The organism is Blautia difficilis (assembly GCF_014297245.1).
In the GTDB taxonomy this organism is placed as follows: Bacteria; Bacillota; Clostridia; order Lachnospirales; family Lachnospiraceae; genus Blautia_A; species Blautia_A difficilis.
Window position 1 is genome coordinate 1 of sequence record NZ_JACOQG010000006.1, and the last position, 25,532, is coordinate 25,532.

Here is a 25,532-nt window from a genome sequence, read left to right on the forward strand (position 1 = left end):
GTATATCCTGCGGAAAAGCTAATTCATCAATATTAATAAAATGCTTTACTGGATTTTTAAAATTATAAATATTATTTAGATTCATTACGTTCCCCCTAGTATAATAATAAAATTATTATACTACAATTGTCACTCCTAAACATTTATTATTTTCCCTTTAGCAAATATAAGGTGCTAAACTGCACATACAACTTTCCTTCTTCCCAATCCATCTGATCCATCAGCAGGCACTGGAATAATACATCTACATCCTGCAATTTATAAATCCGATTGCACGTTTCTGACAAACCTTTTAATTCCAGAACCTCTTGCATTGCGTTTCGCCTGTGCATAAGGCATTGCAGATATAATGCTTCCAGATGTTTCTGACTGAAAATAAGTGCTGTGATATCCTGTTCATTAACAGTACATTTACGTTTTTCTAACTCTTCCTGGGAAATATCCAGAAAACACCGGATATTTTCGACATATACATCACCATCAAATGTTGGATGCTTTTTCTTAATCCATCGTTTCGCCGCTACCTCCATATTCTTTCTGTCTCGATCAGATCTGGCACTACGGAAATTCAGCCTTTTGCCCATTTCTGCATAGATATTACTTTTCACCTGCCGATCTGCCAAAGCTGCGTATTCTTCATTGCGAAAAAAATAATCTAAAAGTTGGTTCATCTTAGCCTGACTATCTACCAAATGATAACATTCCTCGGAAAACCCCAAACCCGTAAATGCAACTGGCGCACTTCCTTTTTTGATTTCTTTTTCAATTACTCTTAAAATGTCTCTCTGTGATTCCATTTCTCGTTTTCCTCTCTCTTCTTCATTTTTCTGATTCTTTTCACAGATCATCAATAAATTTTCATCTGCTCTTTTCGCTGTCAGTGTCAGTGAATAACAAACAAAAATCAGAAACAGTGATACCAATGCACTTCCAACACCAATCATAAAAACTTTTCCCCCTCCAATACATGAAGCAATCCGTCCCACTTAAAAAACGGACTGATTTTTTTCAGCATAGCAATCAAGTCCGCTTCATTTTCTATTTCAATATCCAAAAATTCTATTACACTAATTTCAAGTCCATCCGCAATTTTCTTTAATTGTTCTACTTTCGGCTTTCGTATGCCTATTTCATACTTCCGAATTGTATTCACATTAATTCCTGTTCGTTCTGCAAGCAGCTCCTGCGATAGCCCTCTCTGTTTCCGAAAATAACGAATCTTTTCATTTATCTCCATGTCTTTCATCTGTTGAACTTCTCGACAATTTGTCGGGAAGTTGTTCCCTTTCCCAGTTTTCTTTTCCTTCATATCCATACATAGATATTTCCTCATCCAACAGCCTTGCAACCATAAAGCAACAAGACAGCAAAAACAAAAGCACTATTCCTGCCATAATAATAATTATCAAATCAATCACATCTCATTCTCCTATGTAAGCGGTACAGAAAAAGCAGCCTTGACAGACTGCTTTTTCAATCACCATATTTTATTTTTGTTCTCATGTAAAAAGGCTTCCGAAATTGTGCGAACCCCAAATGCTAATCCATCTATATAAGCGTCTCTCTGTTCTGTTTGTTTAAGATTTAAAGTATATTCCTTGTAATCCTCAAACATTGCCTGCAGATCCGGACTCATTAGACTTATCATTTCCTTTTCTAATGTTTCACACAGTTCCTTTGTCTCTTCATAACTTTTACTTTGTGTTTCACATTGATTCATTGGATAAATGCTATAATACAATTTTTCCAGTTGCTTTTCGCTCATTTTTGATCACCATTTCTTTCAGTCTTTTTATGATCCATATAATTCCAGAAATGCCGTTTTTTAGAAAAATGCCTGCTACAGCTAATAATCTCCAGGCAAGAACCCCTATTCCAATCAAACTTCCTACCATCAGTTTAAGTACCAACAAACCAAGCATTTCCCCTGTCCCCACATTTCTTGGAACGACCAACAAAAACATTTTCTGGATTCCAAAAGGTATTCCCACAAAAAGCAATAATTTTCTCCAGTCTAATATTTCACCATTCATGCACATAGGGTGAACAATTAAGCAGATAATCATAGCTATTACACCAGGAATTATCAATTTTGTTATAATTTCTTTTCCTCTCATATGCCACCTCCGTACATATCATGATTTACTTTTGCCTGGTAATAATTGCCTATTGTCGTTATTGAATTCATAAGACAGGTAAGCAAGTATGCCTTTATGTTCTTTACTTCCCTGGTATTCTCATGCAGACAGTCAAGTACATACTCTATGTGGCTTTCTTCCAGCAACAATAATCTGCTTTTTACGAACTGATATGGATATTTCACTCCACTGATCGTAATATTCTCCCGTTCTATGCTAATTGTTTCCACAATTAGTGCCACAATTTCATCCAACTGTTGCTGTTCCCCTAATCTGCATCGTTGTACAAGACAGTCATATTCAATATTTCTTTTTACAAGCGCAGTATTCATCTGGAATAGCTCCATCTCTTCCATCAAATCCATTGACTGTTGTTCGGAAGAATCTGAAAGATTGATAAGATCAGTATTACTTCTGTCAGTATTACTAATATCAGTATAATTATAATTAGTATTATTAGGGTCGGTTTTTCCGACTTCTGTAGTTCTGATTTTTCGACCACGATAAGTCGTATTTTCCGACCTCTTGAAGTCGGTTTTTCCGACCCCTTGAAGTCGATTTTTCCGACCACGATAAGTCGATTTTTCCGACTCCGATAAGTCGACTTCTTCGACCTCTCGATTTTGTTGAATACTCTCTTCGGATTCATCATTGTTTTTAACATCTTTTGATGTTCTTAAAATAAAGTTCTTTACATAAATAATATCCGGTTTACCAAATCCTTGTTTGACTCTTTCAATTAATCCGATTCCCTTTTTGGTATCCAGTTCTGCAAGCGTTTTCATTGCTTTATCTCTTCCACAATTCATATACTGAATAACCTGTTCAACAGTAAAAATAATATAAACCTTACCCTCTTCATCAAACCACTGATGTCTTATAGATAAAGCCATTCTGTCCAGCATCAGCCCATAAAGAACCTTTGCATCGCTGGACAGATTACGGAAATATTCATCTGTGAATAATACTTTGGGAATACGGTAAAAAGCAAACTGTTCCGATTCATAATCGTGAAAATAACCAAACTCTATTTTTGTGCTTTCGGATTTTGCCATTTTGCTTTCCCTCCTTCCCTCGTTATTGGCTTTTCTTCCAGTTATCAAGCAGTTCATAGATAACCTGTTCAATCTGTTCTCTGTTATATTCCTTTGGAAAATACTTTCGTATTTTCTTTTCAGTTAAAGTAACTTTTCCTGTCTCTGTTTTCTTTTCATTCAGAATAAGCTGTACCGCTAATTCTGTCAGATTACCTTCATCGCTGTATTGCTTCAGTTTTGTTGCCATTGAACCTGTAACAGAGCTTGCTCCAGACACTATGCAGTCTTTCACCCAAATCTGCTCCGTTTCTGATAAATAGGTTAATGAAACACCTACTGTAAAATTAATCTTTCCTTCATCCAACAATTTCAGCAATTCCGGAATAAGACAGGTCAAGCGTATGTAACGCTGAACGGTTCTTCCACTGTCACCGGCAGCCTGTCCAACCAGATCTGCACTGTCAACAGAAGCTGCGTTTTCGTCTTTTATGCCCTGATGTTTTACTGCATCCATCTTCATCTTATAAGCATATGCCTTTTCGCTTGGAAGCAAATTTTCTCTCTGTATATTAGAATCCACCATAACGATTACGGCTTCATCATCGGTATAGTTCCGTATGAGTACTGGCATTTTACTTTTTCCAGCCAGTTCGCAACCACGTTTTCTCCTGTGACCAGCAATCAGTTCATATCCTCCCTCTGCGCGAGGACGTACCAATGCAGGATTTAAGATGCCATAATTCTTGATACTTTCTACTGTTTCAGCCATTTTTTCATCATCATTTACATGAAATGGATGATTTCTAAAAGGATGTAACTCATTTAATGGCACTTCAACAATCTGATTAAGAGTATTCTGTTCGGCTTCATTGATTCCAAGCAATTCATCATAAGAAGTAAGCTGAATTTCTTTCTTAGGTTTACGCATGATTCAGCACCTCCTGGACAAGTGCTTGATAACTGTACGCACCTTTTCCTTTTGCATCGTAAGAAAAAATACTGACACCTTCTGATGCAGTTTCGGCAAGAGCTTCTGTTCTTGGAATTGTCTGATCAAAAATTATAATCTCTGCTCCATAAGCATCTCGTACTGCCTGCTTATTTCTCTTTGAATTATTATAATGACTGCTGTCCATTGTAAACAGAATCCCTTCAATCTGTAAATCAGGATTAAATCTCTGATGAATGCCTTTCACAACTTTCAGTAATTCCATGAGGCCATCTGCCGCATAGTATTGAGGCTGCACCGGAATCAAAACGCTATCAGCTGCACTTAACGCATTAATTGTCATCATTCCCAACGAGGGCATACAATCAATCAGGATATAGTCATAATCATTTTCCAAAAGTTCCAGATATTCTTTTAAGACTTTTTCTCTGTCCTCTACCGTAAATAATGACATGTCCATTCCCGAAAGAAGTTTATTAGATGGAATTACATCTATTCCTTCCTCATGGTGTAAAATTGCTTCCCTGGGATCAAATTCTAATCCCATAATGATATTTTCCATCATTGTTTTCAATGTTACCCTTAAGTTCTTTGGAAAACCAAGTCCCATTGTCAAATGTCCCTGTGGATCAGCATCTATCAGCATTACACGTTTTCCAACCTTAGACAGTCCTACTCCAAGATTAATAGTGGTTGTAGTCTTTGCTACTCCACCTTTTTGATTTGCGATTGCGATTATTTTGCACATGATATAATTCTCCTGTTTTTCTACTATTTTTTATTTACATTACTTTTTTCAATTTCAGCATAAGCTCTATAATATTTGCTCGTCCCTTTATTGGAATAAAGTTCCGATAATTCCATAACTTCAATTTTAGGATGACGCTGCAGGATTTTCTGAAACCATGCAATATCATTTTTTGTTCCCATCAGTCTCACTTTCAGCATTAATCTATTCCTCCAAGCATGGCATGTAACTTTTGATTGTACACTACATATTCCGGATAACGGATCTGTATTGCCTGCCAAAAATATGGTGCATATACACAGCAGAAGATATCCTCTACTGTATACTGTCTGCACTCGTTTACCTGTTCCTCTGCATCTTCATAATCCCAAACGCTTGGCGTGCTGTTACAGTACAGATTAAATGCCATCCTTACCACTTTTAAGCTACCGCTTGTCTGCCATCCTTCATGTAAACATTTCGTTTTAACAGACCCCGTTTTAAAATTATAAATTCTGTCAGCATTTTTTCTGGTATCTCCATTAATACCCAGACAATAACACAATGCCTTATGGTACACATCCTGATACCGTACTTCTTGTAATTTTTCATAGTAGAATTTTTCATGTGCATCACTGATAAAAATAATGTTTTCTGCTCCTAACGCTGTACTTTTCATTTTGAACCTCCTTGAAATAAAAAAGGACCTTACCAATTGTTCTACCAATTAATAAGGTCATACTATATGTTACTTTTCTAAATTCGTGCTAGGGATTCCTCTTTAGTAAAAACTTAGTAAAACATCCCTACTGGTTCAAAAATATACTGTAAAATCAAGGTTTTTCAGAATTTTGCTAATGTAGTGCCGTGGCATACGAAAAGTACTCGAATCATTGTTTTTTCTCCTCTCAAATCATTTGCAAAATCTATAAATTCCTTGGAATTTTTCCCATAGTCATCTTTTATTGTTTTTCCCTGATATTTTCTGTATAGTTCTTCCAAAACGTTTTCCTTTCATATTCTGAACTTTTGAAATGATGTCGCCATTGATAACATTTTTATTATGCAGGAATGAGGCGGTAATCGCAAACACAATCCTCAATACAAAATGATGTTCTTTTCTTCTGGATGTTTCTGTGATATACTTTTACGCGGTCGTATCAGACCGGAAAGGAAATATTATGTTACAAAAATTATATGTTTTTTTCAGGAAAGAAACCGTTTTGTCAATTGCAGTGATCCTGGCGCTTCTTTCTATGTTCTGGGTCAGACCGGATAAGGCTTATTTTACTTATATCGATTTCAGGACTCTCGGGCTCCTCTTCTGTTTGATGGCAATTGTAGCTGGTTTGAAGGCTGTTGGTGTTTTTGATATACTTGCCCAAAAATTGCTGATGGGAACATCGGGAACTGTGGGTGTGATCAGGCTGTTGGTACTCTTATGTTTCTTCCTGTCAATGGTGATCACCAATGATGTGGCATTGATTACTTTTGTTCCTCTTGCACTGATCATTGTGCATAAACTGCCAAAGGAACTGGGCAATTACTGGCTTCTTAAAATAGTAGCCATGCAGACAATCGCTGCTAATCTCGGAAGCATGCTCACACCAATCGGAAATCCGCAGAACCTTTATCTATATGCCAGAGCAGGGATGTCCGCGGCAGAATTAATAACCCTGATGCTTCCCTATTCCGCCACAGCACTTATCTTTCTTCTGATATGGATACAGGTAGCCGCTGCCAAAGCACCTCACGTATGCGGTTCCGAAAAAGATAAAACTCTTTTGGGATTCTCTGACAGAAAAGAACTTAACATGGAATACCTGGCCGCCTACCTGATCTTATTTACAATCTGCCTGCTCACTGTTGCACGTATCATTCCATACCAGATTCCTCTTGTATTGGTTCTTATATATATGCTGCTAAGAAACAGGGAAAATATAAGCAGGGTGGATTACTCCCTGCTTGCCACCTTTATCGCATTATTTATTTTTATCGGCAACCTTGGAAGGATTCCGCAATTCAGCAGTTTTCTGGAAAGAATCATGGCAGGAAGGGAAACACTTACTGCTGTTCTTGCCAGTCAGATTATGAGCAATGTTCCCGCTGCGCTTCTTTTATCCGGCTTTACAGATAATTACCGGGCTTTAATTGTCGGAACCAATATTGGAGGTCTCGGCACTCTGATTGCATCCATGGCAAGCCTGATAAGTTTCAAATATATTGCAAAAGAAAACAGGAATCTGAGAGGGAAGTATTTGGGAATATTCACAGCCTCCAATATTATATTCATGATATTCATGTTAATATTGTATTTTTTTCTTAGATAAAGGTTTTCCCGGAATTACAAAAGCTATAGCAATTCTTTCTTCGCAAAAAATTCTCCGCGGCACTCTCCCATCCTGGAAGAAAAGCCGCGGAGAAATAAATATATTTTCGGTGCCAATACAAAGATCATTAATCTTTACACCACTTTACAACTTTCAAATTGTCTTATAAATATAGTTTTTTCAACCTTCCTATTTTAGTTTTCTATATTCTTCATCACTTACCGGTTCAAGCCATTCATTGGAACTATTTTCGCCCGGAACTTCTATTGCCAGATGTGAAAACCATTCATTCGGTGCGGCGCCATGCCAGTGTTTCACTTCTGCCGGAATATTGATGCAGTCGCCTGGCTTCATTTCTACAGTATCTTTCCCTTCTTCCTGATAATATCCTCTTCCGGCAACACATACCAGGATCTGTCCTCCCCCACTTTTTGCATGATGGATATGCCAGTTATTTCTGCATCCTGGTTCGAATGTCACATTGAAAATTCCAACCTGAGAAGTAGAAATCGGTGCAAGAAAACTCCTGCCCGAAAAATACTGTGCAAAGCCATCGTTTGGTGCACCAATTGGAAATACCATCTCTTTTGCATACGCCCGCATCGTTTCCTCTTCGTATGGCAAATCTCCTTCGCCTGTTTCCCACACTTCCTTTGCAAGATTGAAAACAGCCCATGCTTTTGGCCAACCTGCATAGAATGCGGCATGTGTGATCACTGCAGCAATCTCTTTTTGTGTCACACCATGATTTTTTGCATTTTGAAGATGATATCTTAAAGAAGAATCCGTAATGCCGGAAGCCATCAGAGCAACCACTGTAATAATGCTTCTTGTTTTTACATCGATGTCCTGGTTATTCCAGTTTTCGCCGAAAAGTACATCATCGTTAAAATGTGCAAATTCCGGTGCGAATTCACCAAGTGTATTTCTTCCTGCTGTCTGTACTATTTTTCCAATATTCTGTATACCTCCATAACGCTGTTATTTATAAAGAGTTTACCCATTCAGTGATTTCCTGTTTCGTTCCACAATTTAACAGTCTGCCTTCTGTAATAACTGCGTCTGATGCAGATGACTGCAATTCTTTCACAGTGTTCCCAAATCCACTTCCTCCGGATGTTGCAAAAAGCACAATCTTTTTACCACTGAAATCGTAAGTTTCTAAAAATGTATTGATGATTGTCGGAGCCACATACCACCAGATTGGGAATCCCAGAAGGATCTCGTCATAAGAACTCATATCCATCTCTTTTTTCATAATCGCCGGTCTATATTTTTTATCACTCATTTCCACACTGCTTCTGGATTTTTTATTCATCCAGTCAAGATCAAGCTTTGTATATGGAACTTTCGGCTCAATCTCAAACAAATCCGCTTTTGCTTCCTCTGCGATCATCTGTGCTACTTTTTTTGTTGTTCCGCTTGCACTGAAAAATGCCACTAATTTTTTACTCATAATAAAAAGCCCCTTTCTATATGTATTTTTCACAAAAAATAGATGTATAAGATTTACATTCATCTTACACATCTATTTTAAGCTCTATCGCTTCATTATGTCTAATGCTTATATTGAATTTTGTTTTATGCCTGAAAAGCATTAATCTCCTCGATCATTTTACGGACTGCCAAAGAATATGGGATATTCCGTCGCCAGGCAATCACCGTACTGGTCGTGATTTCAGGAGAAATTCTTCGCTGTACAAGAATATCCTCTCGCCAATACTTTGCAGCACCCTCAATTGAAATTGGATACCCCAGTCCATTTGCCGCCATAACTCCGGCATTCGTTCCAAGATTACTCGTAAAAGCAATCTGTAATTTTGAAAAGTCTTTCCCAAACCAGTTGGCAAGTTCACTTTGAACGTTCATTCTTTCCGGCAGGATCAAGGGCTTTCCAATAAGATCTTCTTTTTTTATAAACTCTTTTTCTGCCAGCGGATCATCCGGCCGCATTCCGACACACCAGTGATCGCAATCTGTGATCCGGATATAATCCAGCCCTTCGGTGTCCACCGGCTCCATGAATAATGCAATATCTACAAGTCCTTTGTTCATCATCTCATACACTACATCTGCTGTTGCAGTATGCAATACAATCTGAACCAGCGGATATTTTTCTTTATATGTTTTACATATCTTCGCCAATGTCTCCACTGCTGCAAATTCACCGCATCCAATGGTTATCGTGCTCTCTACAACCTCTTCTTTTCCTTTCAGTTCCTCAAGCGTCCTTTCCTCAAGATTAAGAATCTCCAAGGCACGCCTTTTTAATAAAATTCCTTCATCAGTGAGCGATATTTTCTTCCCGTTTCGAATAAATAATGTTATTCCCAGGTCCTCTTCAAATGCCGCCATTTGTCTGGATAGCGTTGGCTGGGTAATATGCAATTGTTCTGCTGCTTTTGTAAAGCTCTGTTCTTTTGCTACTGTTAAAAAATAGCGTAATAATCTTAATTCCATATCTTTATATTCCTACAAATTTTTCTTGTAACCATTCTATCATATTGCATCCCAAGCATCATCTATATTTACATGTAATATCTGCACAAAATACCGTGGGTTATTTTCGGGTTATTTTCTAACCACCTATGCCCTACGGACCGTGATTTTACTGGCTTTTTGGCGAAGCTTTCAAAGAATGCCGTGGCAAATAAAAAGCACTTTTATCATTGTTTTGTTTCTCCTTGATTTGTCTCGGAATGCCCTGTTTTACAAGAAAATCCAGAATTCTTAGCCTTCTCCTGTCAGTGACAACACCACACTCAACGGAGTCTGCAATCTTCTTCCTAATCAATAAAATATCCTAGCTTCAATTTCAATACATAATCGTGAATTACTCGGCAACTAAGTTACCAGAGCATCTGAATTAAGGCGGGATACCGCCTTTTTTCAGGGTGCATCCATGACACCACTACTGTTTGCTCTTTAGAGCTATACAGCTACTTTTATTATTTCCGGTGTTTTCAGTCCGGTTACGGACAGTTCTTTTTTTACTCCGGATACGGAGTGATATTTTCTCAGGATATTATATGCGCCTACTGCATCTGCATTATAGACTCTGTTTCCATCCCTATATGATCCTCTCTCTTTCCGGTTGGACGGTTCTGCATATCTTTTCCCCACTTCCGGTGACAATGGGCTGCACTGGCTGGTATAACTTTCTTCCTGTTTTATAAAACGGATTCCATACCTTTTCAGCTTATATTCCAGCATGATGTAGATCCTGTTATACGGCAGGCTGTGGAACTTCTGGTTTATCCTGTGTCCCAGATCTTTTTCTCTCCGGATGTTCCGGATATCCCCTGTAACGACACAGGTGATCCCCTGTTCTCGGCAGTATTCTGCAACATATCTTGTAATCTTGTGCAGATAGTCCGTTACTGAGTCTTGTTTTCTCTTATATAACTTCCTGATATGTTTTGATGTGACCGGATGTTTGACTCCCTTTCCTGACTGCTGTCCATACCACTGGGCCTGTACCCTTGCGATCTCTTTATGAAAATATCTTTCCAATTCAAGGTACTTCCTGCCCAGGATAAACGTCTTCCCATTTTCAGAATCATAACACGTCATAAGGTTATGAAGCCCCAGATCAATAGACAGTTCATGTCCGTTCTGTGGAAGTTCTTCCTGGTCAGGGACCTCATAAACAACAATAATTTTACAGTTTCCCTTCTCCGGCGGGTAGATCCGCAGCTGTTTGATCTGATCCATGCCCCTGAAAATCTTATTTTCAAGGTAAAGAAAGTTTTCATGGATCTGATACGTTTCTTCCATATATTTTCTTAATGCCTTTGGAAGGGACAGGCGGACTCTGTCCGTATCCCGCTCATGCACGATCCCCATCTGCATATAGGTAATGGGGATACTTTCCTGCTTAAACCGCGGCGGTCTGGGAGTCTCAATCCCTCCAGATCTTTTCAGGGCGTAAAAAGACTTCCATGCCTTGTCCAGCAGCTTACAGACTTCCTGGGCGGTCTGGGACGGGAGCTGTTTATACCACAGATTCTCTTTATGGGCTTTTTTCTGATAGTACCAGTCCGGATACTGCTCCATCCCTGTTTCTTTGTAATGCTGACGCTCGTAATTACAGACATTCCAGAGTTTTGATGCTGCATAGCACATATGTCCGATGAGATTCGCATATTCCCGGCTGACCTTTATGGATGTTTTCTTTGACAGCAGCATTTCCTCTCCTCCATAGTATCAGTAAGCTTTGCTCTGATGTTCGATATACCTGCGGATATTTTCTTCCGATACAGATCCGACTGTTTCCACATAATAGGAATGGTTCCACAGCTCCCCTTTCCAAAGCTGGTTTCTTATTTCCGGAAAACGTTCGAAAAGTTTCCTGCCGGAGATCCCCTTCAGGTATTTCACTGACCATACCATATGATAATTAATATTACACACACAAGTACGGTAATGTATAAGATTTTCTTTCATACATATATAATACCATGATATCAAAAATTCCACAATAAAATATCGAACATATTTTCTTTTTATAATGCTGGATACAGCTTTTTATAGGGAGAAATTGAATGAAAACCGTTTTGTTATTTTTATTTATTATGAGTGCAGATATGCACAGTTTGCGCTTTCATCTCGGTAATTGAATTGCCGAGGATTCCCGCTTATTATCCTAAAATAATCCAAATATGCCTTATATTTGTCCTGTGCTATCAGGCAGGTATCTGTCAGATAGCCTTTTTTGTTGTTCCATTCTTTCAATCCACGATAATAGAACATCTTCAGATTGTCCTCGATGATGAACGGCACGATATTATATTTCAGGCATTCCTTGAACATAATCAATCTGCCTACACGGCCACTGCCGTCCTGGAACGGGTGGATTCGTTCAAACTTCACATGAAAATCCAGAATATCTTCAAGAATCTTTTCTTCTTTTCCATTGTACTCTGTCAGCAGCACTTTCATTTTATCGGCAACTTCTTCCGGAAGTGCGGTTCCCATGCCGCCAACTTCATTTGGTAATTTTTTGTAATCACCGACAACAAAACAATCTTTTCTGTAATCACTTGTTCCATTCTTCAGAATCAGATGTAGTTCTTTAATAAACTTTTCTGTTAAAGCCACTTTTACATTATCAATAATCATATCAATGCAACGGAAGTGATTTACTGTTTCAATCACATCATCCACATTCAGCACTTCTTTTTCTACACCGATGGTGTTGGTTTCAAAAATATATCTGGTCTGATCATGGGTCAGACGGCTGCCTTCAATATGATTGGAATTGTATGTCAAATCAATCTGTGTCTTATGGTAAATGCCTCCGGAATACTTACTTGCTTTCTGCTTCTGCAGAATATCCAGTAAGGTAATCGGCTGCTCTTTCTTTTTATTGGAACGCTCCGGTTTCTCTGCATTTTCGGGAATATTCCAGGTCTTGCCGGTAAGAAACGCACCGTCTACCCGTCCCTGAGCGCAGTAATTTCGAACACTTCTTTCCGACACATTCCATTTTTTCGCTATTTCATTAACTGAACGATATTGCATCCATATTCCTCCACTTTTCTAATGCTAAATCAAGTTAATCCTTTGTGTCCGTCAAATTTTCCATCTTAAACACATAATAACCTTCATAGTAATAACTGTGATCGATACCCTTCATATAAATTTCTCGATCATTTACATTATCCGTAAGAGCATTTTTCAGAAGAAACTTTATTTCGATATCTTTGATAGGACTTCGCTCCATGGCAAGCAGATAATCCTCTTTATCCACCTTGCTCCAGTCAACCACATAGCCGATTTCTTTTTTCAACATCAAGTCAAGCCATATTCTCGTACTTCTCCCATTTCCCTCTCGGAACGGATGAGCCACGTTCATTTCAACATATTTTTCGACAATTTCATCAAAAGTTGACTGTGGCATTTTGTCTATACTCTGTAACGCTGTTTCCAAATACATTAACGGAGCAAATCTAAAATTTCCTTTTGAAATATTAACCTTTCGTAATTTACCGGCAAAATTATAAATCTCATCAAAAAGATATTGATGGATCATCGCAAGACTTTTATAAGTCCCCGGTTCTAATGTCTCAAAAAAGCCACTTTCAAACATTTCAAGCGCTTTTTGCTTACTGATTTTTTCTTCCATTCTTGCTAATTCTGTAGAATCTGTAATACCTAATTTATTTTCAAGCATGGTTTACCTCATATTCTTCATGCGATTACTTTTCCAGTCACAAATCTATCTTTATAAGTATACCATAATATCGGCAATAAATCTATTTTATTATGGAATATCTCACTTTTATTTTGCCGTATTTAACCGAATCAAGTAAGTCCCCTGCTTCAATTGCGAAAAGCAATAAGCAGTGGGTGGGGACTTGCTGGTAAATAAAATATCCTATGAATAAGAAAAACCCACCGGGTTGCGCATGAAAATCAGAGGCGTGGTGGGTTCTGTTAAGCTTATTATACAGCTTTTGAAGTTACCGTCAATATTTCTTTTCAAAAAACGATAACTTTCCATTGTTTTTATTTCTTCTTTATATTTTTATAAGTTTTTTACAAATTCCACTGCATTTTGGATATCTTTATCATCCGGATGTCCTTTTGCAATACCTCCAACCAGTTTGAACGGCCCAAATGTATCGTATCCTTTGCATCCAAATTTACCATCTACACTGGCATGTTTTTTATCCAAAATCTGCTCTATGGATTTATAATTCGCACTTCCACCATAAGTACAGATCAAGAAGACCTTTTTGTCATCTGGTAAATTCTTTTCCGCAAATTTCAATATCGACTGATGAAACTTTGAAAAATAGATTCCTGACGCAAACCCGATCATATCATAACTACTCAGATCTGCATCTGACTGTTTTACTGCATCAATCAAATCGACCTGACACTCTTCTGCTATGCTCTTTACTATTTTTTCTGTATTTCCATGATGTACCGATGCATATACGATTGCTTTTCTCATACCTATACCCTTTCTATCAGCTCAACAATAGAATTAATTATACCATCATTTGTCAGCTTGTAAATCTGTTTCATTGCAAGTAATCAATTCAAAATGATTTCTATTCGTTTTTATAAAACCTTCTTTTGTAACTTAAATATCTCTGTAAACATTGCTGCACGATCCATACAAAGATAATCTGCCAAAATCCTTCCTCCTGTTGGAAATCAAACATACAAGTTGTATTTACCATACTATATGTTCTAGCAGAAACAAAAGTTAAATTCTATTGACGGAGGGTAAAAATGATAAGAAAGATTATCAGGATTAATAAAGACAAATGCAACGGCTGCGGCGCCTGTGCAGATGCCTGCCACGAAGGTGCTATTGATATCATTAACGGAAAAGCGGAATTGATGAGAGCACATTTCTGTGACGGACTAGGTGATTGTCTCCCGGAATGTCCCACAGGTGCCATTTCTTTTGAAGAAAGAGAAGCCCCTGAATATGATGAAGAAGCCGTGAAAGAAGCACAGAAAAAAACATTTGCCAAAAACCAGGCAATGTCCTCTCACTCTGGCTGTCCGGGATCTAAAATCATGCAGATTCAGCGAACAGAAACGCCTGAGCCTGTAAAACCATCTTCAACCGCTGATTCAGTATCAAAGCTTCAGAACTGGCCGGTACAGATTAAGCTGGCACCTGTTAATGCCCCATATTTTAACGGCGCCAAACTTCTGATCGCAGCCGATTGTGCTGCTTATGCTTATGCCAGCTTTCATCAGGATTTTATTCGAAATAAGGCAGCTTTAATTGGTTGTCCAAAATTAGATCAGGTGGATTATAGCGAAAAACTGACCGCGATTATTCAAAATAACAACATTCAAAGTGTGACAATTGTAAGAATGGAAGTTCCATGCTGTGGTGGATTGGTGGTTAAGTTCCTGTTTTGAAATTCCCGCTGCCATATTGGTGATACAGGAAATCCCACAGATTTGTCTGCACTTCCTGATCACGTCCTGCAAACACTGACTGTATACTTCACTCATATCAGCAAATCTTGCTCCAAGCTCATCAATATTTTCCATCCTTCTGGAGTAAGCAATAAATGGTACATGTTCTCTGGTATGATCTGTTCCTGTGTCATAATGCTTTCTCCATTTCCCATTTTGTACGATGCTCCACCCGCATACTGTTCTTTATGCAAGATTTTGCGGTCCGAATCCTAACGGAAGCAGTTCTTTCAGTGTATAGACATCATAATGCTCTGAATCCAAAGCCAGAATGATTTTGAATGTCTCCGGATCACAGAATTCCATCATTACCTGACGACATACACCACAGGGTGCTGCGTATTCGGTCAGGACTCCATCCTTTCCTCCTACAATACAGATTGCATCAAACTCTTTTGTTCCTTCGCTTACAGCCTTAAAAAAAGCAGTTCTCTCAGCACAGTTAGTAGGTGTATATGCCGCATTCTCAATATTACACCCCGTGTAGGTCTCTCCATTCTTTGCAAGCAGTGCTGCACCAACCTTAAAACCGGAATATGGTGCATACGAGAACTTCAGCTGCTCAATTGCCGTCCTTATCAGTTTATCAATGATTGATCTGTCCAAATTCTGCATAATCCCTTACCTCCATAACTACACTCTTCATACCCTGTGCAGTCTCTCCGCTTGAATATCAATAACCTGTTGCTTCCTCATTCTTTACCATCTTAACAATTCTGCTTGTGCCAAGTCTGTCTGCTCCCAGAGAAAGGAATTTTTCAGCATCATCAAGGGAAGAAATACCACCGGCTGCTTTCATTTTTACATTTGGTCCAATATGCTTAGAGAACAGTTCAATATCTTCAAATGTTGCTCCGCTGCCACCAAATCCAGTGGATGTTTTTATATAATCTGCACCTGTTGCTGTCACGATCTCACACATTTTAATCTTCTCTTCCGTTGTAAGGAAACAGGTTTCAATGATAACCTTAAGGATTTTTTCGCCACATGCAGCTTTCAGAGTTCTGATCTCATTCTCAATCAGCTCATATTTCTTATCTTTTAACCATCCGATATTGATTACCATATCAATCTCTGATGCGCCGTTTGCGATCGCATCTTTTGTCTCGAATTCTTTTACAGCTGTGGTCATATTTCCGTTTGGAAAACCGATAACTGTACATACTGCCATCTTTTCTCCCATATATTCTGCAGCCTGTTTCACATAGCATGGCGGAATACATACAGATGCTGTTCCATATTTCATTGCATCATCACAGATCTGTTTGATTTCCTCCCATGTGGATGGCTGAAGAAGAAGTGTATGATCCACATGTTTTAAAATTTCTTTGATTTCCATTTTTGCTTGTCCTCTTTTCTGATTTTTATATACTGTCAGATGTATGGCAGTCATTATGTTTATTTTTCCTTATCTTCTCTGATCATTTTTCTGATGGCTTCCACTGCAATCTGAATAGCCATATCTGTATCATGAACTACCGGATTCTCCAGGCCAAGTTTTTCTCTTTCCTGATTTGCGACTACCAGGAAACAGGATCCTGCTCTTACACGAAGTTTACCTGCTACTATAAAGAGAGCAGCGGATTCCATTTCTGATGCAAGACATCCCATCTTTTTCCATGCTTCCCATTTATTGATCAGTTCATAGCCTACAGGCATTGCTTCCGGTTCATGCTGTCCGTAAAATGCATCCTTACACTGTACAACCCCTGTATGACAGGAAAATCCTTTTTCCTTTGCAGCATATACAAGCGCATTTGTCACATCAAGATCAGCTACTGCAGGATATTCTATCGGCGCATATTCTTTACTGGTTCCCTCCATACGGATCGCACCTGTGGCGATTACCACATCACCACTCTTTACTTCTGTCTGCATTCCTCCACAGGTACCGATCCTCACAAATGTATCTGCACCGCAGCGATACAGTTCTTCCATTGCGATAGATGCTGACGGACCGCCAATTCCTGTTGATGTTACACTGACTTTTACCCCATCAAGGGTTCCTGTATATGTAACATATTCTCTGTTGTCTGCAACCAGGACCGGATCATCAAAATACTGTGCGATCTTTGCGCATCTCTTAGGATCTCCCGGCAGCAGCACGTAACGTCCTACTTCACCTTTTGCTACCTGAATATGATACTGTCTGCTTTCATCTTCTGAATAATTTTTCATGATCTTTCCATCCTTTCTTTTACTTGAATTTTTTTAGCTTGTCGACTGATTCTATTGTACCATCATTTGTCAGCTTGTAAATCTGTTTAATTACAAACAATCAATGTGACATGCTCCCACCACTTAAATCCCAGATTTTGAAATGGAGGCTTCTTGCCTCTTCACGGATATTGATCGCTGCATTTTTTGCTTGAAGGGAAAAAGCACCAGCCAACTGAATGACTGATGCTTCTAACATCAAGATACTTTATTTTGTATAAACTGTATTCCCTTTTGCAATTACTTCAACAAGCTGAAGTTCCTGGTCAAGAATACAAAGATCCGCATCATAGCCTTCTTCAACCTTACCTTTTCCTTTGAGACGAAGAATATCTGCCGGATTAGATGTAATTGTAGAAATAGCTATTTCTAAAGGAATTTCTGTTTTAAATACACATTCCTTTACTTCCTTCAGAAGGCAGCTGGACTGTCCAACGCCCATTCCAAGAAATTCGCCATCACTACTGTACATCGGAAGGCTTCCCTGTCCATCAGAAGAAATTGTCATACGGTCAGGATTTACTCCTGCATCCAACATCCGTTTGATACCATTACATACACGTACCTCATCACAGATAGTTTCCCAATAGTCAATATCTTCATTTCCTGTAAAGTCTACTGCTCCGCCTTTCAGCGCATACTCAATCGACTTGCCAAAAAGCATCTCATTTCGATTGATATGTGTTGGCAGTATTTGAGAAGCCGGTATCTCTGTCTCATCTACCACTCGTTCAATAAGATCTAAGCATCTCGGACTGTCGCCAAGATGAACATTTACAATACCAGCTTTCCCGGAAAGAACACCGCCAAGTCTTGTATCCGCAACAACACGTGCAAATTCCTCAAAAGTCGGCTGTGAAGAACGATGATCAGAGATCGCGATTTCTCCGGTTCCAACGATTTCCTGAATCATCATAATATCTTTTACAATACTGTCAGTCAACGTGTGAACCGGAATCTGATAACTGCCTGTATAACAGTATGCAGACATTCCCTGCTCATTCAATCCTTTTGTCTTTGCAACCAGTGCACACATATCACGACCGATTCCATCTGTTCCAAGGCAGCCAACAACTGTTGTTACTCCAAACTTCGTAAGTCCTTCCATAGTTGCTTCCGGAGTACGATTGGCGAATCCACCTTCGCCACCGCCTCCGAGTACATGAACATGACTGTCAATGAATCCCGGAGTTAAAAGTAAACCCTCTCCATTGATCATTTCTGCCTCAGAAAGAAATCCCTCTGCAGATATAGAACCTGCATCTTTAATCTTGACAATCTTATCATTGATTATAAGTACGTCTTTTTTCCCCAGATGCTGTGGAGCATAAACATCAATATTCTGAATTAATTTCATCATAAATCACTCCAAATTATACAATGCATGTTTTAGAATCCAATTCCAACTGCAATAAGAACTGTAATGATTGCACCAATCATTAAGACGCCAAGGAATTTCCACATGAATTTAATCCAGTTAGACCACTCAATCTTTGCAATTGCAAGAGATCCGATCAGACATCCAGATGTAGGAACAATCAGGTTTGTAAATGCATCACCAAGCTGGAATGCAACTACAGCTGTCTGTCGTGAAACACCTAACAGGTCTGACAGTGGAGCCATGATCGGCATTGTGATCGCAGCCTGTCCTGTTCCGGATACAACGAAGAAGTTGAATACGGACTGGAACAGATACATAAGTACTGCTGCAACTGCTCCGGAAACTCCAGACAGTGCATTTGAAATATTATACATAATTGTATTGATAACTGTAGGTGTTGTCGGATCAGATCCACCAAGAACCTGCATGATACCCTGTGCCATAGCAACAACAAGCGCTGCACCGATCAGGTCTTTTGCTCCATCTTTAAATGATGTTGCGATATCATTCAGTTTCATATCGTTCAGTTTAAAGATAACTCCGATCACACCGGAAACAATTCCCATAATAAAGAACTGTGTAGCAATCTCTGGCATGTAGTATCCTTGAGTCATAACTCCCCAAACTACCCATACTACTGTAGCAGCCAGTGTCAGAAGAACTAAAATATGTCCAAGACCAAATGTATGTCCTTCGTCAATTCCTGTTTTTTCATTCTGCTCACGGAAATATGAATCCGTCTTATATGCGATTGAGATTGTCGGAGTCTTTTTGATCTTTGATGCATAGAACATAGTCATTCCACAGCCAAGTGCTGTAAATACTACCCACATTACCATACGAAATCCTGCTCCGGAGAATACGTCAATACCTGCAATACCCTGTGCAATACCTACAGAGAATGGATTCATCCAGGATGAACCGAAACCAATCTGTGTTGCAACATAAGTAACAAGAACTGCAATAACTGAATCATATCCAACTGCTACAAACAACGGACAAAGAATCATAGTAAACGGAAGTGCTTCTTCTCCCATTCCAAAAACTGCTCCACCAAGAGAAAACAGTACGAAAAGTATCGGAATCAGCAGTTTTTCTGCTCCCTTTGCCTTACGGATCAATCCGATCAATCCGGATTCAATCGCACCTGTACGGATCATGATACCGAATGCACCACCTACTACCATAAGGAATGCGATAATCTCAATTGCAGAACTGCTTACGATTCCGTTATACATATAGTTGAAGAATCCTGTTCCACCATCTCCACTAAAGAGTGCTACTCCCTCTGTCACTACATTTCCTGCATCGTCTGTCAGATACTTGAAACTTCCGTCTTTGATTACTGTACGGGTTTTCTCAACACCATTGATCATGTACGAAATATCCTGTGTTTCGTAAAATCCCTTTGGTACAAGGAAAGTCAGAAGTGCTGCAACAACAACTACTAAAAAGATAATAATGTAAGTGTCAGGCACTTGAAATCCCTTGTTGAAAGACTTTAATCCTTTTCCTTCTTTTTTGCTCATTTTCGAGTTTTCCTCCCATTTTTGATATACTATACTAGTGTACCATAGAATCCTTAAAATATAACTAAAAATTTACATATTTTATCAATTTTTGTCATTTTTCTGTATTTTTATACATTAAAAAATGAGATTTGGCTCAGGCAGGTATCTGCCACAGCACTATTTTCAGCCGATACATCAAAAAAGAAACTGCTCCAGATATTTTTTTCACAGACCTGCTCATTTCTCTCATTTCATCTACAGCAATCCTGCTAGTACATCGTTTTCGAAACACGCTCTAACACTCTACCGCTACTTTGATCACACCATCTCTCTTATTTTCAAAAAGTTCATATGCTTCTTCGATTCTGCTAAGCGGATAAGTATGTGTAATAAGTGGTTCTGTATTAATCTTACCTTCTGCAATCAGTTTCAGGGTTTCCTCACAATCACATCCATCCACTCCACCTGTTCTGAATGTGAGATTTTTTCCATACATATCCGGAAGTGGCAGCACCTGAGCCTTATCATAAAGTGCAACCACTGTCACAGTTGCATTTGGTCTTGCACATTCCCATGCCAGACGAAATGTAGATTCCGCTCCCGCAACCTCAAGAACTACATCAGCTCCACCGTGATCACTATGGTCCTGGACAAAATCAAAACATTCCTCCGGCGAGACAGTAAGAACCTCCGGATAATGTTCATTAATAAAATGAATTCTGTTTTCATCTTTTTCACACATAATAATACACTTTGGATTCTTCAGCATAACACTTAGCAAAGTGCAAATCCCTGTAGGACCAGCTCCAATGATCAGCACAGTATCCTCCTCTGTGATCTCAGAAATACGTGCAGCCCAATAGCCAGTGGCAAGAACATCTCCTACCAGCAAAGCCTGTCTGTCAGTAACTCCTTCCGGAATTTTGTTCAGTCCCTGGTCAGCAAACGGAACTCTTACATATTCTGCCTGACCACCATCTATACGACAGCCAAGAGCCCATCCGCCATTCTCATCTGTACAGTTATTTACATAACCTTTTTTGCAGAAAAAACATTCACCGCAAAAGGTTTCTACATTTACAGTCACACGATCCCCCGGTTTTACATGAGTTGCAGCACTTCCAACTGATTCAACAATACCTACCATCTCATGTCCCACAGTTATACCAGGAACTGCACGGGGAACACTTCCATGTTTAATGTGTAAGTCACTTGAGCAAATACTGGCAAGCGTTACTTTTACAATAGCATCCCTCTCGTCCATAAGTACCGGTTTTGGTTTTTCCATTAATTCAAATTTTCCTTTTGAAACATAAGTATAAGTCTGCATTCTTCTATCCCTCCATTATCCGAAAAATCATTTTTTGTTTTTGCACATCAATCATCAGGTTACTTACCATAAACAATCCGCAATAATCCACGGATCACAGTTAATTTCAATATAGTATAACACGTTATCCAAAATAAGTCCGCAAACTTTTTATTTATTACTATCTCCTATAATTCCTTGACTTTTCCACAGATTCTGGCAAAATAGAAAACATCACAACGTATCAACTGACAAATATTTCTGATTTTCGGAGGAATTATATGAATAATTATCAAATCACTGCGTGGTGTTCCGGTTTTATCCGAAACCAGGTACAGGAAGGCGATCTTTGCATTGATGCAACCATGGGAAATGGCAATGATACCCTCCTCCTCTCCAGACTCTGTGGCAGTACCGGTAAAGTGTTTGCTTTTGACATTCAGGAGCAGGCATTGAACGCAACCAGAGAACGTCTGGATACCGCCAATGCACCAGACAATTACACCCTTCTCCTGGAATCTCACGCAAATATGGCTCAATATGCAGAACCTGGCAGTGTAAACTGTATTGTTTTTAACTTTGGTTATCTGCCGGGAGGAAACCATGCGCTGGCCACCAGAGGAGAAACCAGCGTACAGGCACTGTCACAGGCTTTAATCCTTCTGAAAAAAGGAGGTATGATATCTCTCTGCATCTACAGCGGTGGTGATTCCGGTTTTGAGGAGAGGGATCAGATTCTGGCATGGCTTAAGCAACTGGATTCTCATAAATATCTGGTTATAAAAAGCGAATATTTTAACCGCCCCAATCATCCTCCTATTCCTGTGCTGGTCATAAAGTTATCCTGAGAACTTTCCTGATGTTTTTACATAACTCTTGAAACCCTCTGCTATTCATGTTATATTTTTTTTCATTCCATAGCAATCCTCGTAGATAATGCTTAAGATGTATTATTTACAAGGATTGCTATAATTCACAAAATGGAGGAACTATGAATCAACAAAACACCTCTGCTCCTATAGCAGAAAATAAAATGGGTACAATGCCTGTAGGCAGACTTGTACTGAACATGTCTCTACCCATGATGATTTCCATGCTGGTACAGGCATTATACAATATTGTAGACAGCGTATTCGTTTCTATGCTTTCCGAAAATGCCCTGACGGCCGTTTCCATGGCGTTTCCCCTGCAGACACTTCTGATTGCTGTAGGTGCCGGTACCGGTGTAGGTATGAACGCACTGCTTTCTAAATCCCTAGGAGAAAAGAATTTTAAAAAAGCCAACCAGACCGCTGAAAATGCTGCTTTTCTGTATTTTCTGAGTTTTCTGGTATTCCTGGTCTTGGGATTTCTGGTAGTAAAACCATTTTACGCCAGCCAGGTCAGCCAGGCAGATTCGGAAATCATGCAATATGGAATTCAATATCTAAGCATAGTTATGATTTTTTCCCTTGGTATGTTTGGCCAGTTTTTCTACGAACGTGTTCTCGCTTCTACCGGAAAAACTATTTTCAGCATGATTTCTCAATTATGTGGTGCATTCACCAACATTATCCTGGACCCTATCCTGATCTTTGGTCTTCTGGGTGCACCGAGAATGGGAGTTACAGGAGCTGCTGTTGCCACAGTGATCGGGCAATTTGTAGCCTGCATTGTTGCCGGGATCTGCAACCATAAGTTTAATCCTGAGGTTCGTCTTAATTTCAGAGGCTTCCGCCCGGATAAAACAATTATCGGTCATATTTACGCAGTAGGTATTCCTTCCATCATTATGCAGTCCATCAGCTCCATCATGACTTATTCTATGAATCTGATCCTGGTACAGTTTACGGTTACTGCAACTGCAGTATTTGGTGTTTATTTTAAGCTGCAGAGCATCTTCTTTATGCCTGTGTTTGGTCTTAATAACGGTATTACACCAATCATCGCCTATAATTACGGTGCCCGGCACAAAAAACGTATGATCCAGACGATCAAGGTCAGCATGTTCATTGCCTTCTGCTTTACCTTTGTTGGCTTTCTGGCGTATGAGCTCATACCAGAGGCTCTCCTGGGAATGTTCAATGCCTCCGATGATATGCTTGCCATCGGTATTCCTGCACTTCGAATCATTGGTATCCATTATCTGATCGCGTGGTTCTGCATCATTGCAGGAACTGTATTCCAGGCATTGGGAAAGGCTGTTTTCAGTATGATCGTATCTATTATGAGACAGCTTTTTGTCCTGGTTCCCGCCGCATATATTCTGGCGTCCATCGGTGGACTTCACGCAGTCTGGTGGTCATTCCCCATTGCAGAAGTCATTTCACTGATCATATCTGTGCTCTTCCTGATAAGCATAAACAGAACTGTTATCCAGAAAATCCCGGAAGAATAAGTTCAAAAAAAGACAGAGGGTAATCCGATCTGATACCTTCTGTCTTTTTAATTATCCTTCAAAGCTTTTATGATTGGAAGCTTTCCAACTCTATAACACTCCCTGTCTCTGCATTTCAGCAGACACTGTGATATATTCCTTACTATTCTCAATAATACTCAGTTTCTCTTCCCAGGTAAGATTTCGTTTAATCTTCGCAGGACTGCCCATTACCAGCGAACCATCCGGTATTACTGTATTTTTTGTCACAAGGCTTCCTGCTCCTATGATACAGTCTCTGCCAATCCTGGCACCATCAAGGACAACAGCTCCCATTCCGATCAGTGTCCGATCTCCGATCACACATCCGTGAAGCACTGCATTATGTCCTACTGTCACATTATTTCCGATATGCACTGGCATATTATGATTTACATGGATTGTACAATTTTCCTGGATATTTGACTCCTCACCAATCACAACAGGGGCATCATCCCCACGTATCACCGCATAATGCAGGACGCAGCTATCACGCCCAATCGTCACATCTCCGATTACCACTGACTGTTTTGCAATTCTGGCATCCTCTGATATCTTTACATTCTTATAATTCATCTTCTGAAAACTCACCTTTCTATATTAGTCAATCAGATCTTTTTTCCTGTCAGAAAATACACACTCTCTCTTCTCGGATTTCTGTAATTTACCACTGTCACTTATTCCGCGCCAGAACCGAGCTTTTCTCCAGACATAAAAGTGTATCTCCTTCAACAGTTGTTACAATTCCACCAGCTTCTTCAACAATAAGCGCACCGGCAGCAAAGTCCCATGGGGACAATATCAGTTCAAAGTAAAGTTCCGCTCTTCCTGATGCTATAGAACACAGATCAAGAGCTGCTGAACCGCTCCTTCTGATATCAAGACATTTCTGGAAATACTCATAAGCCAGTTCAAAAGAAGCTTTCGCAAGTTCCGTATTATATGGAGAAGACCCAAACAAAACAACACCGTTTTCCAGATCATCTGATGATACATGAATGGCATTTCCATTCATATATGCCCCTTCACCGGAAATCGCACTGAAGGTTTCATCAAGATAAGGATTGTGTACCACGCCCAGATACCTTTTCCCATTTCGAATCAGGCCAATGGATACACAGCTCATGTGATAGTCCTTGATAAAATTAGTAGTCCCATCGATCGGATCCACTACAAAAATATATTCTGCTTCCCTGTTAATCCTACAGTCCTCTTCCTCACCCAGAAATTCTGCTTCCGGAAGAATCTGCGCCAATTTGATTTGCAGCATTTCCTGGATTTTGCAGTCATATGCTGTAACAAAATTTGCTTTTCCTGCTTTATCTTTAATCCCAAAATTATTTCTGTCTGCCTGAAGCATAACCTGTCCACACTCTTTTGCAGCGACAATGATTTCGTTTAATATTGTATGTGTATCTTTCATTGATCCATCACTCCCCATCACAAATTATTATTGATATTTACAAACCATTTACTCTTTCAAGATCCGTATGCTTTTGCAAGGAAACTATATCATTCAGATTTCTTTCTGAAAGCAATTCTTCTTCCTCTCCCATTTCTTCCACAATCTCACTCAGATACTGAT

Annotated in this window: 31 protein-coding genes and 1 pseudogene; 4 read left to right on the forward strand and 28 right to left on the reverse strand. The window is 39.3% G+C overall.

The window, feature by feature from the left end:
- Window positions 1-146 precede the first annotated feature (146 nt).
- From H8Z82_RS05280 to H8Z82_RS05325, 11 genes are all read right to left on the reverse strand, one after another.
- Entirely contained in the window at window positions 147-944 is a 798-nt protein-coding gene (locus H8Z82_RS05280; RefSeq protein WP_186994497.1) for a hypothetical protein, read from the reverse strand.
- A complete protein-coding gene (locus H8Z82_RS05285; protein ID WP_243176396.1) occupies window positions 941-1,237 on the reverse strand; it encodes a helix-turn-helix domain-containing protein in 297 nt (98 codons plus the stop codon). Before H8Z82_RS05285 ends, H8Z82_RS05280 begins: the two co-directional genes overlap by 4 nt.
- Window positions 1,224-1,418 carry a hypothetical protein gene (locus H8Z82_RS17095; RefSeq protein ID WP_005426607.1) on the reverse strand — a complete coding sequence of 65 codons (195 nt, stop codon included), beginning with the start codon at window positions 1,416-1,418 and terminating at the stop codon, window positions 1,224-1,226. The genes H8Z82_RS05285 and H8Z82_RS17095 overlap by 14 nt, the downstream gene beginning before the upstream one ends.
- Window positions 1,419-1,477: 59 nt before the next feature.
- On the reverse strand, window positions 1,478-1,765 hold the full coding sequence (locus H8Z82_RS05290; RefSeq protein WP_119200954.1) for a DUF6809 family protein: 288 nt from the start codon (window positions 1,763-1,765) through the stop codon (window positions 1,478-1,480).
- A complete protein-coding gene (locus H8Z82_RS05295; RefSeq protein WP_173753185.1) occupies window positions 1,731-2,117 on the reverse strand; it encodes a DUF6050 family protein in 387 nt (128 codons plus the stop codon). Before H8Z82_RS05295 ends, H8Z82_RS05290 begins: the two co-directional genes overlap by 35 nt.
- The gene (locus tag H8Z82_RS05300) at window positions 2,114-3,193 is read right to left on the reverse strand and encodes a DUF6017 domain-containing protein (protein ID WP_044925930.1); all 1,080 of its coding nucleotides are present in this window, start codon (window positions 3,191-3,193) and stop codon (window positions 2,114-2,116) included. Before H8Z82_RS05300 ends, H8Z82_RS05295 begins: the two co-directional genes overlap by 4 nt.
- 22 nt (window positions 3,194-3,215) lie before the next feature.
- Complete coding sequence (locus tag H8Z82_RS05305; protein ID WP_059085507.1) at window positions 3,216-4,103, reverse strand: ParB/RepB/Spo0J family partition protein; 888 nt, start codon at window positions 4,101-4,103, stop codon at window positions 3,216-3,218.
- A complete protein-coding gene (locus H8Z82_RS05310) occupies window positions 4,096-4,872 on the reverse strand; it encodes a ParA family protein (RefSeq protein ID WP_005426615.1) in 777 nt (258 codons plus the stop codon). Before H8Z82_RS05310 ends, H8Z82_RS05305 begins: the two co-directional genes overlap by 8 nt.
- Window positions 4,873-4,895: 23 nt before the next feature.
- A complete protein-coding gene (locus H8Z82_RS05315; protein ID WP_005426617.1) occupies window positions 4,896-5,072 on the reverse strand; it encodes a hypothetical protein in 177 nt (58 codons plus the stop codon).
- Complete coding sequence (locus H8Z82_RS05320) at window positions 5,072-5,530, reverse strand: DUF6075 family protein (protein ID WP_005426619.1); 459 nt, start codon at window positions 5,528-5,530, stop codon at window positions 5,072-5,074. The genes H8Z82_RS05315 and H8Z82_RS05320 overlap by 1 nt, the downstream gene beginning before the upstream one ends.
- 164 nt (window positions 5,531-5,694) lie before the next feature.
- Window positions 5,695-5,853, reverse strand: a complete 159-nt coding sequence (locus H8Z82_RS05325) for a hypothetical protein (protein WP_186994498.1) — start codon at window positions 5,851-5,853, stop codon at window positions 5,695-5,697.
- A gap of 179 nt (window positions 5,854-6,032) precedes the next feature.
- Between H8Z82_RS05325 and H8Z82_RS05330 the strand changes: the two genes are divergently transcribed.
- Complete coding sequence (locus tag H8Z82_RS05330) at window positions 6,033-7,181, forward strand: SLC13 family permease (RefSeq protein ID WP_186994499.1); 1,149 nt, start codon at window positions 6,033-6,035, stop codon at window positions 7,179-7,181.
- A 189-nt stretch (window positions 7,182-7,370) separates the two neighbouring features.
- Here the strand turns inward: H8Z82_RS05330 and H8Z82_RS05335 are convergent, their stop codons facing one another.
- The 8 genes from H8Z82_RS05335 to H8Z82_RS05370 all read right to left on the reverse strand — a co-directional run bounded on the left by H8Z82_RS05335 (window position 7,371) and on the right by H8Z82_RS05370 (window position 14,142).
- Window positions 7,371-8,138 (reverse strand): carboxymuconolactone decarboxylase family protein, encoded by a 768-nt coding sequence (locus H8Z82_RS05335; RefSeq protein ID WP_186994575.1) that lies wholly within the window; start codon window positions 8,136-8,138, stop codon window positions 7,371-7,373.
- 28 nt (window positions 8,139-8,166) lie between these two features.
- The gene (locus H8Z82_RS05340; RefSeq protein ID WP_055297687.1) at window positions 8,167-8,637 is read right to left on the reverse strand and encodes a flavodoxin; all 471 of its coding nucleotides are present in this window, start codon (window positions 8,635-8,637) and stop codon (window positions 8,167-8,169) included.
- 125 nt (window positions 8,638-8,762) lie between these two features.
- Window positions 8,763-9,641, reverse strand: a complete 879-nt coding sequence (locus tag H8Z82_RS05345) for a LysR family transcriptional regulator (RefSeq protein WP_119234895.1) — start codon at window positions 9,639-9,641, stop codon at window positions 8,763-8,765.
- 471 nt (window positions 9,642-10,112) lie between these two features.
- Window positions 10,113-11,369 (reverse strand): RNA-guided endonuclease InsQ/TnpB family protein, encoded by a 1,257-nt coding sequence (locus tag H8Z82_RS05350; RefSeq protein WP_243176397.1) that lies wholly within the window; start codon window positions 11,367-11,369, stop codon window positions 10,113-10,115.
- Between the two features lie 18 nt (window positions 11,370-11,387).
- Complete coding sequence (gene tnpA, locus H8Z82_RS05355; RefSeq protein ID WP_330607867.1) at window positions 11,388-11,648, reverse strand: IS200/IS605 family transposase; 261 nt, start codon at window positions 11,646-11,648, stop codon at window positions 11,388-11,390.
- Window positions 11,649-11,753: 105 nt separating this feature from the next.
- On the reverse strand, window positions 11,754-12,704 hold the full coding sequence (locus H8Z82_RS05360; protein WP_243176398.1) for a Fic family protein: 951 nt from the start codon (window positions 12,702-12,704) through the stop codon (window positions 11,754-11,756).
- 34 nt (window positions 12,705-12,738) lie between these two features.
- On the reverse strand, window positions 12,739-13,356 hold the full coding sequence (fic, locus tag H8Z82_RS05365) for a protein adenylyltransferase Fic (RefSeq protein ID WP_062807820.1): 618 nt from the start codon (window positions 13,354-13,356) through the stop codon (window positions 12,739-12,741).
- Between the two features lie 354 nt (window positions 13,357-13,710).
- Window positions 13,711-14,142, reverse strand: a complete 432-nt coding sequence (locus H8Z82_RS05370) for a flavodoxin family protein (RefSeq protein WP_019162224.1) — start codon at window positions 14,140-14,142, stop codon at window positions 13,711-13,713.
- A 284-nt stretch (window positions 14,143-14,426) separates the two neighbouring features.
- Between H8Z82_RS05370 and H8Z82_RS05375 the strand changes: the two are divergent.
- Window positions 14,427-15,053, forward strand: a pseudogene (locus H8Z82_RS05375) (4Fe-4S dicluster domain-containing protein); the annotation flags it as partial.
- A 267-nt stretch (window positions 15,054-15,320) separates the two neighbouring features.
- On the opposite strand, the gene cdd reads toward H8Z82_RS05375, so the two are convergent.
- The 7 genes from cdd to H8Z82_RS05405 all read right to left on the reverse strand — a co-directional run bounded on the left by cdd (window position 15,321) and on the right by H8Z82_RS05405 (window position 21,573).
- Window positions 15,321-15,749, reverse strand: coding sequence for a cytidine deaminase (gene cdd, locus H8Z82_RS05380; protein ID WP_019162227.1), 429 nt, complete (start codon window positions 15,747-15,749; stop codon window positions 15,321-15,323).
- A gap of 58 nt (window positions 15,750-15,807) precedes the next feature.
- Window positions 15,808-16,473 (reverse strand): deoxyribose-phosphate aldolase, encoded by a 666-nt coding sequence (gene deoC / locus H8Z82_RS05385; protein WP_186994501.1) that lies wholly within the window; start codon window positions 16,471-16,473, stop codon window positions 15,808-15,810.
- Between the two features lie 59 nt (window positions 16,474-16,532).
- Entirely contained in the window at window positions 16,533-17,312 is a 780-nt protein-coding gene (gene udp / locus H8Z82_RS05390) for a uridine phosphorylase (RefSeq protein ID WP_019162229.1), read from the reverse strand.
- A 100-nt stretch (window positions 17,313-17,412) separates the two neighbouring features.
- Window positions 17,413-17,550, reverse strand: a complete 138-nt coding sequence (locus H8Z82_RS17100) for a hypothetical protein (RefSeq protein ID WP_207724625.1) — start codon at window positions 17,548-17,550, stop codon at window positions 17,413-17,415.
- Window positions 17,551-17,559: 9 nt separating this feature from the next.
- Entirely contained in the window at window positions 17,560-18,708 is a 1,149-nt protein-coding gene (gene iadA, locus H8Z82_RS05395; protein ID WP_186994578.1) for a beta-aspartyl-peptidase, read from the reverse strand.
- 32 nt (window positions 18,709-18,740) lie between these two features.
- Window positions 18,741-20,261, reverse strand: a complete 1,521-nt coding sequence (gene yfcC, locus H8Z82_RS05400) for a putative basic amino acid antiporter YfcC (protein WP_186994502.1) — start codon at window positions 20,259-20,261, stop codon at window positions 18,741-18,743.
- Window positions 20,262-20,538: 277 nt separating this feature from the next.
- Entirely contained in the window at window positions 20,539-21,573 is a 1,035-nt protein-coding gene (locus tag H8Z82_RS05405; protein ID WP_186994503.1) for an alcohol dehydrogenase, read from the reverse strand.
- A 260-nt stretch (window positions 21,574-21,833) separates the two neighbouring features.
- On the opposite strand from H8Z82_RS05405, the gene H8Z82_RS05410 reads away from it, so the two are divergent.
- Both H8Z82_RS05410 and H8Z82_RS05415 read left to right on the forward strand, forming a co-directional pair.
- Complete coding sequence (locus H8Z82_RS05410; protein WP_019162232.1) at window positions 21,834-22,400, forward strand: class I SAM-dependent methyltransferase; 567 nt, start codon at window positions 21,834-21,836, stop codon at window positions 22,398-22,400.
- A gap of 143 nt (window positions 22,401-22,543) precedes the next feature.
- Window positions 22,544-23,929, forward strand: coding sequence for an MATE family efflux transporter (locus H8Z82_RS05415; RefSeq protein WP_186994504.1), 1,386 nt, complete (start codon window positions 22,544-22,546; stop codon window positions 23,927-23,929).
- Between the two features lie 90 nt (window positions 23,930-24,019).
- Here H8Z82_RS05415 and H8Z82_RS05420 read toward each other — a convergent pair whose 3' ends face one another.
- On the reverse strand, window positions 24,020-24,523 hold the full coding sequence (locus H8Z82_RS05420; protein ID WP_019162234.1) for a gamma carbonic anhydrase family protein: 504 nt from the start codon (window positions 24,521-24,523) through the stop codon (window positions 24,020-24,022).
- A 97-nt stretch (window positions 24,524-24,620) separates the two neighbouring features.
- On the reverse strand, window positions 24,621-25,370 hold the full coding sequence (locus H8Z82_RS05425; RefSeq protein ID WP_186994505.1) for an inositol monophosphatase family protein: 750 nt from the start codon (window positions 25,368-25,370) through the stop codon (window positions 24,621-24,623).
- Window positions 25,371-25,532: the final 162 nt, after the last annotated feature.